The organism is uncultured Tateyamaria sp., assembly GCF_947503385.1.
Lineage (GTDB): Bacteria > Pseudomonadota > Alphaproteobacteria > Rhodobacterales > Rhodobacteraceae > Tateyamaria.
In genome coordinates this window covers 1-13030 of sequence record NZ_CANNDO010000020.1, presented here as the reverse complement: position 1 = coordinate 13030, position 13030 = coordinate 1, and the positions used below count along the sequence as shown (strand labels likewise).

At 60.0% G+C, this 13030-nt stretch carries 10 protein-coding genes; 5 read left to right on the top strand and 5 right to left on the bottom strand.

Annotation, left to right across the window (positions count from 1 at the left end):
• Positions 1–266: 266 nt before the first annotated feature.
• Together Q1A85_RS22870 and Q1A85_RS22865 are read right to left on the bottom strand one after the other, a co-directional pair.
• On the bottom strand, positions 267–1343 hold the full coding sequence (locus tag Q1A85_RS22870; protein ID WP_299695378.1) for a ParB N-terminal domain-containing protein: 1077 nt from the start codon (positions 1341–1343) through the stop codon (positions 267–269).
• The gene (locus Q1A85_RS22865; protein ID WP_299695376.1) at positions 1340–2650 is read right to left on the bottom strand and encodes an AAA family ATPase; all 1311 of its coding nucleotides are present in this window, start codon (positions 2648–2650) and stop codon (positions 1340–1342) included. Before Q1A85_RS22865 ends, Q1A85_RS22870 begins: the two co-directional genes overlap by 4 nt.
• 377 nt (positions 2651–3027) lie before the next feature.
• On the opposite strand from Q1A85_RS22865, the gene Q1A85_RS22860 reads away from it, so the two are divergent.
• The 3 genes from Q1A85_RS22860 to Q1A85_RS22850 all read left to right on the top strand — a co-directional run bounded on the left by Q1A85_RS22860 (position 3028) and on the right by Q1A85_RS22850 (position 8339).
• On the top strand, positions 3028–3720 hold the full coding sequence (locus Q1A85_RS22860) for a DnaA N-terminal domain-containing protein (RefSeq protein ID WP_299695373.1): 693 nt from the start codon (positions 3028–3030) through the stop codon (positions 3718–3720).
• Positions 3721–3935: 215 nt separating this feature from the next.
• A complete protein-coding gene (locus Q1A85_RS22855) occupies positions 3936–7619 on the top strand; it encodes a DUF6531 domain-containing protein (RefSeq protein ID WP_299695370.1) in 3684 nt (1227 codons plus the stop codon).
• A gap of 51 nt (positions 7620–7670) precedes the next feature.
• On the top strand, positions 7671–8339 hold the full coding sequence (locus tag Q1A85_RS22850; protein WP_299695367.1) for an RHS repeat-associated core domain-containing protein: 669 nt from the start codon (positions 7671–7673) through the stop codon (positions 8337–8339).
• A 68-nt stretch (positions 8340–8407) separates the two neighbouring features.
• Here the strand turns inward: Q1A85_RS22850 and Q1A85_RS22845 are convergent, their stop codons facing one another.
• Positions 8408–9394 carry a tyrosine-type recombinase/integrase gene (locus tag Q1A85_RS22845; RefSeq protein WP_299695381.1) on the bottom strand — a complete coding sequence of 329 codons (987 nt, stop codon included), beginning with the start codon at positions 9392–9394 and terminating at the stop codon, positions 8408–8410.
• Positions 9395–9673: 279 nt separating this feature from the next.
• On the opposite strand from Q1A85_RS22845, the gene Q1A85_RS22840 reads away from it, so the two are divergent.
• Both Q1A85_RS22840 and Q1A85_RS22835 read left to right on the top strand, forming a co-directional pair.
• Positions 9674–10582 carry a DUF1403 family protein gene (locus Q1A85_RS22840; RefSeq protein ID WP_299695364.1) on the top strand — a complete coding sequence of 303 codons (909 nt, stop codon included), beginning with the start codon at positions 9674–9676 and terminating at the stop codon, positions 10580–10582.
• 3 nt (positions 10583–10585) lie between these two features.
• Positions 10586–11179, top strand: coding sequence for an SMC-Scp complex subunit ScpB (locus Q1A85_RS22835; protein WP_299695361.1), 594 nt, complete (start codon positions 10586–10588; stop codon positions 11177–11179).
• Between the two features lie 182 nt (positions 11180–11361).
• On the opposite strand, the gene Q1A85_RS22830 is transcribed toward Q1A85_RS22835, so the two are convergent.
• Both Q1A85_RS22830 and Q1A85_RS22825 read right to left on the bottom strand, forming a co-directional pair.
• Complete coding sequence (locus tag Q1A85_RS22830) at positions 11362–12228, bottom strand: nucleotidyl transferase AbiEii/AbiGii toxin family protein (RefSeq protein ID WP_299695358.1); 867 nt, start codon at positions 12226–12228, stop codon at positions 11362–11364.
• The gene (locus tag Q1A85_RS22825; protein ID WP_299695355.1) at positions 12221–12838 is read right to left on the bottom strand and encodes an AbiEi antitoxin N-terminal domain-containing protein; all 618 of its coding nucleotides are present in this window, start codon (positions 12836–12838) and stop codon (positions 12221–12223) included. Before Q1A85_RS22825 ends, Q1A85_RS22830 begins: the two co-directional genes overlap by 8 nt.
• Positions 12839–13030: the final 192 nt, after the last annotated feature.

Sequence of the window (13030 nt, the reverse complement as noted above, 5' to 3'; positions counted from 1 at the left end):
TGAAACAACAACATAAAATGCAATAGACGCAGCAAAGCCGCGTTTGATCCAACCCAACATAAACGTCCCCACGTCCGTACTTTATCGTTAACCGAGAACGTTAATGGTAAAGGCTGCGTTGGCAACAACATATTGCAACCGGTGCGTGCTTTTCATGTTGCGGCACGTTTAATCGCAGGGGGTCGCAGAAAGATTACTCCACTAAGTCATTGATTTACATCATTTTTCTGAGACGTTCAAATCTACCCGGTTACCCGTGGGTAACCTCACCGGATACGCGGCCCGGTTTTTAGCGCAGCTTCGAACGCCTTTATGGCATCCTCAAGTGCCGCCTTCGGCGTGTTGGCAAAGTCGATGCCGCTCACAACACGCAACTCACCGTTGCGGGCTGTGACCTTGGTTTCTCCAACGAAAAACTCCAGCTTCTGACGTGGAGCGGCGCCGCTCTTGCCTTCGGTATCAGCGGCCCCTGCCCCGGACTTTTGGCCCACAACAAAATCGGCCAGCACCTTTGCCTGCTGCTCCTCTGATGCACAGGCGGTCAGCTGCGCGCGCAAGGCATCGGCCTGTTCGATTGACTTGAGCGCGCGCGCCACGTCCACGCCCAAATTGCGGGCAACCGCTTTGGGCCATTTCAGGTCGTCGCCAAGCGCGGTGAGCAGGAACACAAAGCTGCGGATATAGGACCGCTTGGTCTTGTGCAGCGCGCCATAGAGCCGGGCCACCAACTCGGCCGGATCTGTTTCTGGTACGCCTGGATCAGCGGCGGCGGTGATTGCGACCTGCGCCATCTCAGCAAAGGTCAGATCTTCGCGCACCACGTTTTCCTCGACCATGTCGACATAGCGCAGGGTGCGATCAGCCGCGCCGTTTTCGACACGGGCGATGACTTCGGCAAAGCGGTCTTCACCAGTTTCGGCCAACAACTGACGTAACGCGGTCAGGCGGCGCCAACCCTTCTTAAGTTGGTAGCTGCCGTCGTCTGCCTGATAAACCTCGATCGGCTCTTTCTGACCGCGGGCACGAATCGACGACTTGAGTTCTTCCATCTCGTCGGACGCGGCCACTTCGTCCAGCGCGAGGCGGTCGCGGGGCAGGTCGTCGGTCAGGACGTTACCCACGGGTAACCCGACCAGCAGCCGTCCGCTGTCCTGAGCCATGCGATAGTTTCGTGCATCTTCGGCATTCTGGCGGCGCTGCTCCACCTTTGCTTCGGTTGTGTCTGCCAACGTCTCGGCCGCATCGCGCACGGCGGTACCCATCGGACCCGGCGACCGCGTCCGGCGTGGTGCGGTCGCTTCTGTGTCCAGCGGGGCAAATCCAAACTTGTTCGAACGGCTCATTCTGCGGCCTCCTGACGTCCTTGCACCTGCGGCCACGCGGTGAGCACCGTCGTGCGAAACTCGTCGTAGGCGCGATCAAAGCTCTGGCGCGCACGCTTCCATGTCTCGCGGGTCATTTGCCTGTAATCCTGCTCGTAGACCGACATCTGAAACCTACCCGATTGTTCAACCGCGCGGGTCATCTCGATCGGGTGTTGGCACACATTGGAGCCGAATACGTTGCGGAACGCATCCATCATCGCAAGGTGCAGGGGGTTGGTCGCCTCAAACCGGGTCATGAGCATCCGGATGTCAGCGAAGTCTTTCGGAAGCGTTATACCAGCGTCCGCCGCGTGCGCCGAAAACCCCTCGGAAATGTCGGCCATCGCGTCGCCCAGCTGACCGAGATAAGAGGTCGTGCTGTCATATTCCCAGTAGCCGGGACCGGAGGGCACATAGAGGATATCAGCCGCAAAAGCCGCGTTTAGAGACTGATATCCGATCGCAGGCGGGCAGTCGAAAAGAATGATGTCATATTGATCGTCCGGCAGCTCATCGAGATATCGTGCGACACAGCCAAAGAAGCTCCACGCCTTGTGCAAGGCGCGATACTGGGCCGATGCGAATTCGACAAAGGCGGCGTTCGCACAGGACGGAATGATGTCGATGGTGGACCAGCAGGTTGGCTGGATGAAGTCCTGAACCCGCTGCGCACCGATGGACTGCACATCCTCGGGCAGCTCCTCGGCGGCAGGGAAGGGGCAGTCATCAGGGTTGTCGTAACCGGCCATGATCCGGTCCGCCTCACGACAAAGATCCCGGCACATCACACCCCAGACGGTGTTCCATTCGCGCACATCGGTCAGACCCATGGAATGAGTCAACGTGGCCTGCGGGTCAAAGTCGATGATCAGCACGCGATACCCATCGAGAGCTGCGGCGTGCGCCAGATGCTGAGCCACGACGGTCTTGCCTACGCCGCCCTTGAAGTTGGACACCGCCACCCGCATTGCGCGGCCTTGGGGCCGGGTAGGCAGCAGAGAGCGGCCGCGGAACCGCAGACGGCGGCGCAGCTCATTGATCTCGTCCAGAGAAAACCAGCGCTGCCGCCCGTCATCCAATGTCTCGCCTTGGGGCAGGGAAGGGTCATCCGCCAGCTTCTTGCGCAGAGTGTCGGCTGGCACATTGAACATGAACTGGCTGATCTCCCAGATGGAGAACGGGCGCAGCACCTTGACCTCGCCGGGGGAGAAGGTGGCCTTGCGCACAGCGGCCTGCTGCGCAAGGCTGCGTTCGTTCATGCGGAGAAGGTCGGTATGATTGGGCACGATGCATCTCTTGTTTTTGCTCGGTCATTTTGGAATAACGCGACTTTGCCAAACCTGCAAAACAAAAAACCGATATTTTAGAGCCTTTGCTGGGCCGAAGATGCTGATTGCGAGCATATTATGGTGTTTATCCGGCTATTTTGGTGACACCGGCGTGTCCATTAGCTAGATTTAGGTGACACCGGCATGCCGATAAGGTGACACGTAGATGGCACCCTATACCAGTAAACCCAATTTTCTTTTGGTTTTTGAGAGAGGGCAGGGCCGATCCCGCTTTTCAAAGCGGCTTGACAGATTACGGGATTTCGACGTTATCTCAGTGTCATAGGGAATCGCCCCGCAAGAGGGTCACCCATAAGCAGTAGGACAGGCAGGCGATGATAGCGCAACATGCACAAAAGCTGATGGGGCCGGGCGCGGCATCGTTGAAATATGACGTCATTGCCAGTTTGGCGGTCGCAGGAATGTCCGGCCCGCCTGTGTTGCAAACGTCGATGTTGCGCCTCGTGGGGCTGATCACGGCGCGCTACAACTGGAAGGCGGATGAGGTCTGTGTCGGTCAACGCGAGATGGCGCGGATGTGGTCTGTCAACGAACGCACCGTCAAACGCGAGATCAAGCGTTTGACGGATATGCAAATCCTGATCTGCAAGCGTCCCGGTGTACGGGGCAGGGTAGGGGCCTACCGGTTGAACATGGCAAGGATCGTGGAGATGTCGGAGCCAGCCTGGGCGCTTATTGGTCCTGACTTTGACGCCCGAATGCGGGAACGGCATCTGACGACAGAGGTCAAGGTCGTCGCAATGAGCGATTATGCGCCGCGGGCAGACACACCCGCGCTGGCGTCGACACCATGGGGCAGGGTGTGTGCGCGACTGAAGGCAAACGATCCAGCGGTTTATGCGGCGTGGTTTGCGCCGCTTTCCTTTGTCGGGTGTGACGCGGGTACGTTGACCGTCACGGCACCCAGCCGTTTTGCCGAACGCTACATCGAGACGCACCTGTCGCGCGCCTTGTGTTCCGCGGCTGAGGCGGAATTTGGACCCCTGCGTGTGCTGGCGTTTGCGTGAAAAATCGCAGCTGCCTGTCGAACACGGCTGAGGCACGCCCGGTTTCATGCCGCCCCCCCTAGGCATGTGGCGTCCAAGGCAAATCCGTTCTCTTAAAAAACCCTCCAAGTTGAATCTCAATTATTGAGATGATTCAAAAGAATGTCCAAGGTCTGGATAAGACAAGGATTTTGCGTGGGGAAGGGGCTGTTTATTTTTTCCACAAGAGTCGTTCTATGGTCGTTAACCCGGCCAAGCTGATGGTTGTGCTGGTCGTTTTCATCAGCACTGCCAGTATGGTTCTGGCACAATCTTGCCCCAGCCGCGGCACAGAGATGTGGCGAAAAACAGGACTTTTGATTGGGCTGGACCCTGATGATTTTGTTGGAAGCGCAGGTGCTGCCTGTAACGACAAGAACCGCAATATCGCGCGCCACGTTTCGACGGAAACGATTGTCAGGGCTTCGGGTGAAGGGGCCGATTGCAACTACACCTATCGGCTGTTCGGTCAGCAGGAGACAGGCGTCATCGAGGGCGCGGCGACCCTGTATTGTGTGGGCTACGACGAAAATGGCGATTTCAAAGTTGCTACCGGTTTCTGCAAGCCACAGCCCGATTGTCTGTGTCCAGATGGGTCATGCTGTGCTGGTGCCGGTGGGCCGCCACCCGGAGCCGCAGGACCGCCGCCGCCGAATCCCGGAACGTCCAGTGCCGGTAACCCGGTGGCGATGTCCAATGGCTCTAAGTCCGAAGCTGTTGCAGACTGGGTTTCAAGCAAAGACCCCAGATTTCATTTCGCGCGCTACTATTCCTCGCACGATCACGAGCCGAGGTTGGCCCCGATCCTGAAGCATGGTGTGGGCTGGTCATCGAATTGGGAATATTCGATGGGCCGCACTCAGACATCTGGTGTGGAGGAATACGTCCGTGCGCCCGGTGATCGGCGGATCGGCTTTTTCGTGTCCTTCAACACGGCGGCTTTGAGTCGCGACGGTCAACAGACCCTGAAGTCCTTCAAGTCGACGGACACGCATACACTGACCATATTCGAGGAGGGGCGGTCAGAAGGCGTCATCCTTGGCGACGGAACGGGGCGGCAGATTGAGCTGCGTACCGACGCGGACGGCACTGACACGGTCAGGCCGGTCTTGTTTGCGTCGCGCATGTCCTGGCCGGACGGATATGCCATCACCTTCGATCATGACGCGTTTGGGCGCATCAGCGCGATTGAAGACAATCGCAATCAGCGGGCCGAGTTCGAGTGGGCCGTGGATGCTGGTGAAGACCGTGCGCGCGACAGGGTTGCGCGCGTGTTGGTCGACACCGATTACACGTCTGGACCGCTCCTGCCTGAAGTTGAGATTCAATACGTATACACCGATGTCGACCCGACGGTTTTCCCGGCTGTTCTGGACGGCGTCGAAGCGACGGATCTGGCCACGGGTCAGGTGCTGAGCCGCTGGCAATACAGCTATCGCGGGGCCGAGAACCTGGTGGACGAAAGCCAGCTGGAAGAGGGGGCCAGCGCCGCTGCTGCCAGTGGTACCGTTGCCTATCCAAGAGAAGCGCTTATGGGTGCGGCCCGCACGGTATCGCCAAAATTGCTGGCGACGTTTGACGGGTTGAATGCGGATCGTTCGGACGCGGAGGCGTTTGGCCGCTTTTCCTATGACACTGGCGGTCGAGCGCTCACCACAGAGCGGAATGGCGGCACCAGCAGGTTCGCATTCCAGCGTGACACCAACATCACCACGGTCACCAACCCGCTTGGTAAGCAGACCTCATACATCTACGAGTTTGTCGACCTGGAATCCAACGCGATCGGCGCTACCGGTATCCGGGTAAAGCTGCCCACGCGCGTCGATGGTGCGGCAACGGCAAGCTGTCTGGCGACGGTCAAAGAGCTGGATTACACGCCCAATACCGGCGCGCCGGCAGGTTATGTCTACACCCGGACCGAGCGCAACGGCGCACGCACGCTGATGGAGCGTGACGGGCGCGGTTTGATCCTGACCAAGACCGAAGACGCGGACGGTATTTCGCCTCGGGTGACGACATACACGTGGCATCCTGATCTGCGCCTGCCGCTGACGCGCACAACAACGCAGATGTCGGAAAGCTTTGCCTATGACGCAGACGGCCTGCTGATCCGCTACACGCAGACGGATGCTCTGGTGGGCAGCCCGTCCAACGGACAGTCGCGCACGTGGGACTATGGGTATACCACGCTTGCGTCGGGGCTGAAGGTAATGACGAGCGTTGACGGGCCCGGTCTGGCGGCAGACGGCATCAACGATGTGACCAGCTATGCCTACAATGCGGATGGAACGCTGGCGTTGATAACGGACGCGAACGGGTTGGTGACGCAGTACGCGGCCTATGACAGTTACGGCAACGTCACACGGATCATTCAGCCGGATGGGGTCGTGGCCGAGATGGCCTATGACGCCGAAGGGCAGGTGACGCAATATATCGAGAATGCAGGGCAAAGTGCGGCCAACACCACCGCGTTCACCTATGATCTGGTGGGGCAGCTCGTCTCCTATACCACCGCATCAGGTGAGGTCTGGACGATGACCTATGACCTCGCACGGCGGATGACGTCGATGGAGAACAGCACCGGCGAAAGGGTGAACTTCACCTACGATGCCGCATCCAACCTCACCTCGACCGAGTACCTGCGCAGCAATGGTTCGCGCGCATTTACCGAAGCGACGGCCTATGATGAACTGAGCCGCATCCGAGAGCTCCTGGGTGCCCGCGGCCAGAATACGGTGTTTTCCTATGACGAAGAGGACAACCTGACGTCGATTGTCGACGCCATGCAGTTTACGACAAGCCAAGGCTATGACGCATTGAACCGGCTCACGCAGGTGATCGACCGGGCGGCCGGTCTGACCGAGATGGAGCATGACGATGCCGATCAGGTGACTCAGTTCACCGACCCGCGTCAGATCACAACGCAGATGGTCCATAACGGCTTTGGTGATGTGATCTCCGAGGTCAGTGCGGACCGTGGCACCATGGCCTATACCTATGACAGTCGCGGATTGGTTACCTCATCGACGGACGGTAACGGCGTGCTCAGCACGTATAGCTACGACGATGGTGGCCGGATCACCGCGCGGCGTTTCCCTTCGGATCCCGGTCAGGATCAGACGTTCCGGTACGACTACACCAACAACAACAGCCAGGGCGAAGGCAAAATCGATCGCATAGATGATGCCAACGGTTTCACGCATCGGCGCTACCGGGACGGTGGCTATGTCTCGCTTGACCGGCGCAAAATAGAGAACATAGTCTATTCGACCACTTGTAAGACAGATGGGCGCGGGCGCTTGGCGCGCATCTTGACGCCAGGCAAGCTGGAGCTGCGGTATTCCTATGATGGTCAGGACCGGGTGACCAAGATCACGGCGCAGCGCAAGTTGCGCGATCCGATCACCAACCAGTTTCCGCAACGACAGGACGTCATCAAGGGGATCAAGTACAACCCATTCGGGCCGGTTCAGGTGATCCGGTACAATGACGGGTATTCCCACAACCGGGTGTATGATCAATCCTACCGTCTGACCCGGTTGCGCGACCGGCTTGGCGATGATGTCTTGCGGAACGTGACCTACAGCTGGACCGAACGGGACAACCTCGCCGTCGTCTCGGATCAGCTTAACGCGCTCAATTCTGAGACGTACCAGTACACGCCGTGCGAGTTTCTGGCGGAAGCGGTCGGCAATTACGGCGAGCTGGATTTCACCTATGATGGCGTGGGCAACCGCAGCGGCAGGTCGCTGTACGAAAACGCATCGGTGGTGGAGGATATCTATGCCTATCCGCTGACCTCGAACCGGTTGGAAAGCATCGCGCTAGGGCAGGGAGGGACACGCAGCCTGACCTATGATGCAGCGGGCAACGTCACCTAGGACGACCGGAACGGGCAGGGTTACGCCTATACCTATAACGCCGCCAACCGGATGGAGCGTTTCCTGCTGAACGGCGTGGTGCAAGAGGAGTATCTCTACAACGCCATGGGGCAGCAGGTGGTGCGGCGGATGACGCAGGCCGGCAAGACGATTCACGTGATCCATGACTTCGATGGCAACCGGCTAGCGGAATACGAGATTGACAACGCCACCGGTGCGCGGACGCTCTTGCAGGAGTACATCTGGTTCGACTGTGCCCCCGTGGCAGTGGTCGATGGGCAGACGGACGAGATCTTCTTTGTCCGGACGGATCACATCGGGCGGCCGGTCTTTGCGACGGATGACACCGGGGCCAAGGTATGGGAGGCGTCCTACCTGTCCTTTGGCGGGGTGCATGTGGCCTCAACCGACGCCATCGACCTGCGCTTCCCGGGCCAGTGGTTCCACGCCTCCAGCGGCCTGCACCAGAACTGGATGCGCAACTACGACCCGACGACGGGGCGGTACATGCAGGCAGACCCGCTGGGGTTGGTGGATGGGGCGAGCGTGTATGGCTATGCGCTGCGGAACCGGGGGCGGTATGTGGATCCGCTGGGGAGCAGATATCTGGCAGGGCCAAGAAGCCAAATACAAGCGGACCGGGGGCCACAGGGGTTTGTGGCGATCCGTGTGAACCTTTTCGTAAACGTGTGCGGAAAGGCAACCTTCACAGCCGTGTAGCCTAGTGTTTTAGAGGTTGTCATCGTGCCTTTACCAAAACGCGCTCTTTGAACATGTTCCAATGGTGGTCACAATCCGACTGCCTTGGTCAGGTTGACGCGGAACCTGTCGCGGCGGCGTTGGTACCGGCGGGTCATTTCGGCGGAGGCGTGTCCGAGGTGTTTCTGGACGTAGCGCTCGTCGACTTCGGCAGAGCTGGCGAGACCAGCGCGCAAGCTGTGGCCGGAAAACAGGGCGAGGCGGTCTTTCTCCGGCAGCTCAGCACGGATGCCGGAATTGAGCACGGTCTGCTTGATCAGGCGGGCGACGTGTTTGTCGGAAAGCCGCGCGTCCAAGGTTTTTTTACCATCGCGCGAGGTGCGCACGAAGACCGGACCGAAATCGATCTTCGCGAAGTGTAGCCATTGTTCCAGCGTGGACACCGGGCAGGTTTGGTCGGATGAGCCGCGGCCGATCTCAACCTCGCGCCAGCCGGTCTTGGCGTTCAGCATCAGCACCGCGCCGTCCTCGAGGATCTCAATCCAGCCGCCGCTGTCGGGCGTGTCGTCTTTGCCTGTGTCCAGGCCCACGATCTCCGAGCGCCTCAGCCCGCCGGCAAAGCCGATCAGCAGGATCGCCCGATCGCGGAGCCCGCGCAGGTCGTGAGGCAGGGTGGCGACCATCGCGAGGATGTCCTCGGGCAGGATCGCCTCCTTTTGCACTGGCGGGCGCGCGTGTTTGCGCCTGATCCCGGCCAGCACGGTGGCGATGTGCCGGTCCTTGCGGTCCAGGGCAAAGCCGCGTTGCGCATAAGCCCAGGCGAGGCCCGACAGGCGGCGGTCGATGGTGCTGACGGAGAGGGCAGGGGAGGGGCCCGTCGGCGCAGCCAGATCGGTCAGGTAGAGCCCGATCATCTCAGGCGAGGGGGGCAGGGGATCCGTGCCTTTCAGCCGACACCAGCGCGCGAAATGTTTCCAATCGGCCGTGTACGCCTTGTTGGTGTTCTCGGCTGTTGCGGCCCGGGCATAGTCGCGGGCTGTGTCCACCAGCCGATCGAGCGTACCGGATCCAGCCATATGGGCTGGCAGGTCGATCTCCTCGTCCGATCGCAAGTCCCTCTCGTGGAATTGAGCATCGTTCGTTGCTTCGTGGGACGCCGAGCTCAAAGTCTCGGCCTCGGCACGCTCTGAAGGGGGCAATTTATGCTCCTCGCTATCGAAATTCTGCATGTTTCTGAGCTTATCAGAGTTATGTCCGATAAGGCAACCTTAATGGACATAGAAAGTAGCCGCAGGGTGGGGCGGTTTGCACACTATATGGTAGGCAAAAGCGCCGCCGCGTGATAGTCTTGTGGCATGACCTATCAGCCCACAGTCATCTCGGACGACCTAATCACAATACCGAAACTGCCGGGCTGGGTCACCTCTGGGCGGCCCGAAACCCCTGAAGATGTGGCGTTTTTGTCAGGCGCAGCGCTGAGCCACCTGCATCTTGTGCTTTGCAGGGAAGACGTGCCCCAGCCCTTGCTTCGTACGCGACTGGCGCTGCGCGCCGCGGACGCCTGCGTAACGCATCAGGGACGCCCGGAACGGGCTTCAGAGCTACGCGACGCAGTGGCATTCCTGCAGCCGGGCGATCATCCCGGTCCGGCAGGCGGGGTCTATCAATCCTGGCGACGGGCCGTCGAACGACCTGTGTCCGTCAAGGCCTTGCACCGGTCGTTGCCGGATCTGGAGCCGGAGCAGATCGCCATGTGGCTGGACGGATCCGACCCACGCGGCGCGGGGCAGGGGACGCCGGTCGCGCGCGCTGCGTCCGTGCTGCAGGCGGTTCTCGCGGATCGACCACGCGATCCCGCGACGGCGTTGATCCTGGCGGACGCGGCTTTGGCGCAGACGCTCGGGTGGAGCCATGTTCTGCCTCTTATGGGGCTCGATCTCAAACGCGCCGATTTGCGGAAGACGGGCGCAGAGCTGCGGACGGCCTATCATCGGGCGACTGCCGAAGCGGCCGTGGAAGCGACACAGCAGGCCACTGATCTGGCGCGCCGGGCGGCACGGTTGCAGGCTGTTGCGCCCAAGCTGCGCGCCAAAGGAGCGGAGGAGGCTGTGGCAATGCTTCTGGCCTCTGACGCTGTCGCGCCGACGGCGCTCTCCTCGCTGCGATCCGATCGCGCCGCGCGGCGGTTCTGTGACCGGTTGGTCGAGTTGGGGGTCGTGCGCGAGTTGACCGGGCGCGACACCTTCCGGCTCTACGGGATCTGAGCGATGGCAAAGGATCAGGCAGACCAGGAACTTGATCGGGAGCTTGAAGAGTTTCCCCAAGAGTTGCGCTGGCGCGAATGGATACGCCGGATCGAAGCCGTGCTCTTTGCCTCTGCGTCACCAGTGCCGCGCGAAGACCTGGCGCTCATTGTGGGGCAGGGGGCTTCCGTCGATCTCTTGATCGACGATCTCATGGCAGACCTCGAAGGGCGGTCGTTCGAAGTGGCCCAGGTCGCCGGTGGCTGGATGCTGCGGACGCGGTCGACCTACGCGGCGGCGATCCGGGCGGCGGCGGATGTCAGCGATCAGGATTTGGACCTGCGCGAATACGATGTCGCAGTGCTGGCCGCCATAGCCTACCACCAGCCGATCACCCGGGACGGGCTCAAGGATATCTTCGGCAAGGAGATCAGCCGCGATCTGATCGGCAGATTACATGCGCAAGGACTCATCGGGACAGGCCCACGATCCCCGCGACGTGGGGCGCCCTACACCTATGTCACGACCGAAAAGTTCTTGATCGCGTTCGACATGGAGACTCTGCAGGATCTGCCGGACCGGGAGCAGCTTGAGGACGCAGGGCTGACGGAGGCGTGACACGCAGTTCTATCGCTCAAATTTGCGACTGTGATGAGTTATAGAATTGAGTTCTATAACTCATGGGCGCGTCGCGGCGAAGCGCGCTTGCTGAACAGCTAGGCAGTCACGCCGCCACGGTCGGCCATATCTGCCGGCTTCCGGATGACACGTATGAATACACAAGCTGAGGTCTGGCTTCCTCAGGGTGTACGACCGACGCGCGCGCAGATTGGTTCAAGCGTCGCCCAGATATCGTCGACGACGTCCGCGAGGCTCATGCCTTCGATCTCGGTGGCGTCAGAGTAGGCGCGCCACTGAGCGGACTTGGTTGTGTCGGCGGCGAATGTCTCGGACAAGCCTAGCGGTCGGTTCTTCGGCACTTCCGTTTGTCGTCGCTCAAAGGTCTTTTCAATGCTGGTCCGCAATTCGTCCATATTGAGATCGACTGCCTTCGGTAGGGCCCAAAGGTCATAGTAGTCCTTCATCCGACCATTGATGATCCCGAGTGCCACGATGGCTTGGAATTTCTCAGCGATAACCGTTTCGGGGGAATAGGCGCGCACCGACGCGGACGGAAAATCGAGCAGTGAGCCGTAGTCGAGCGTGTAGTCGGGGTTCCCAAGCGCGTCTCCGAACCCGACATCAATCGTGATCGGAATTCGCGTCGTTTCGAGAAAGGCAGTCGTCTTCAGGCGCATGCCGCCATAGATCTGATCGTCCCTAATCGGTACTGCCGTAAGGCTGGCGCCGTCAAAGACCAGGCCATCTTCTGCGTCGATTGCGAGAATCTCCGCAATGACCAACTTCAGGGTTTCCTCGTCCTCAGCACCGAACGACAGGAAATCGACGTCCCGGGTAAATCGGCCTGTATCCTTGGTCCAAAGGGTTACAAGCATGCCGCCTTTCAAGACAAAGCGCTCGCGATGTGCAGATATGGACAGGCGGTAGATAAGCCGCTCTAGGCCAAAGGCCACCAACACGACGTCAAAGGCTTGCTCTTCCTTTCGTGCAAGGTTCAGAAGCCGTTGGCGCACCGATGCTGCGATGTTCTTTGGTGTGTTAGCCATTCGATGTCACAGCCTCGAGATAGGGGCGCATCTGGTTCCAGGCACCGTAGGTCCGCGCGGCCTCAGCAATCGCCGATGGTGTCGCCTTGCGCTGTTCGATTGCGGCTTTGAGGGCCTCGATGGCGACCGAGCGATCGACAAGGCGCTGGTTCCGGAACGCGTCCGCAAGCGTCTTGGGCACCGTGTACATCCTGAGCTCTGTCCCACCTACTGGGTGCTCTTCGACGCTGCCCGAGAAATAGGGTTCGCGGAACCGGACGGTTCGTATCTTCGGATATGTGATCTTTGGTTCCCAATCCTTGGCGCCGATGGCGATCCAGACGCGACGTGGCAGTTGGTCGGTGAGACCGTGGAACGCCAGTGCCGATGTGAGGCAGATGACGGCCTTCGGGGCGCGCTTGGCGACTTCGATGAGAGTTTCGTGCGTGTTGGGCGTGCTATCAGGCAGTCCGTAAAGGCCCCGACCAAGCCGAAGGATGTCTCCGGACTGCACCGAGCGAGAGATTGTTGCTGCTGATACGCCCACACCCTCGAGATCCCGTGCGCGCGCTGGCGCATGGGTCTCTAGGTATTCAAGGAGGCGTTGCCTCTGTGTCAGCTCAAGCGGCACTGATAGGTAACCTCAGACAATTTTTCATTTAGTCCGAGGTTTTCTAACATAACTTGGCGGCTGTTGCAAGGACTGCAGAACGTCGATCAAACAGTCACCTTTCTGCAGGGAGGGCGGGAAGCCGATGGGGTGGATGGCTCCTGCTCCAACCGGCGTCGCAATGCGCCATAGTGCAGGTGTCGATATCTGCTT